The organism is Lacrimispora amygdalina (assembly GCF_003432035.1).
Lineage (GTDB): Bacteria > Bacillota > Clostridia > Lachnospirales > Lachnospiraceae > Lacrimispora > Lacrimispora amygdalina.
The window spans coordinates 1-544 of the sequence record NZ_QOHO01000161.1 but is presented as its reverse complement, the minus strand read 5'-3'; the positions used below and the strand labels follow the sequence as shown (position 1 = coordinate 544).

The window sequence follows — 544 nt, the reverse complement described above, 5'->3', positions numbered from 1 at the left end:
TTAACAATATTGCCTTCGAGAGCATTTCCGGAGATCCAGTAATTTTAATACGGTTTGAAAATCCTGTTCCAGGAACCTGGAAGCTCCGGGTTCGTAATAATGAAAATGAACCCTTTTCGTTTCACTCCTGGCTTCCATCTGGTAATCTGATTTCCGATGAAACATTTTTTTTGATCGGGGATCCTAATACAACAATAACCACACCGGGAAATGCTATAAGCGTTCTGACTGTTACTGCCTATAATCAGTACAATAATACCATACTTGCTGAATCTGGAAGAGGTTATACAAGAAGCGGTCTCATTAAACCAGATATTGCAGCTCCCGGATACCAGCTTACCTGTGCAATACCACAGGCTCAGTACAGCACGCTTACAGGAACAGGCTCTGCCGCTGCGCATACTGCCGGAATAATTGCCATGATCATGGAATGGGCTTATACCAGAGGGAATTTTACTGCTGCCACCGGTATTCAAATCAATCGAATGATTATACGGGAAGCCCAGCGCAGCAATCTATACGTTTATCCAAATAATATCTGGGG

1 protein-coding gene is annotated in these 544 nt (G+C 43.2%); it reads left to right on the top strand.

The window, feature by feature from the left end; all coding sequences use genetic code 11:
• A partial coding sequence (locus DS742_RS28455; protein WP_147325907.1) for a S8 family serine peptidase occupies nt 1-544 on the top strand: 544 nt, incomplete at both ends.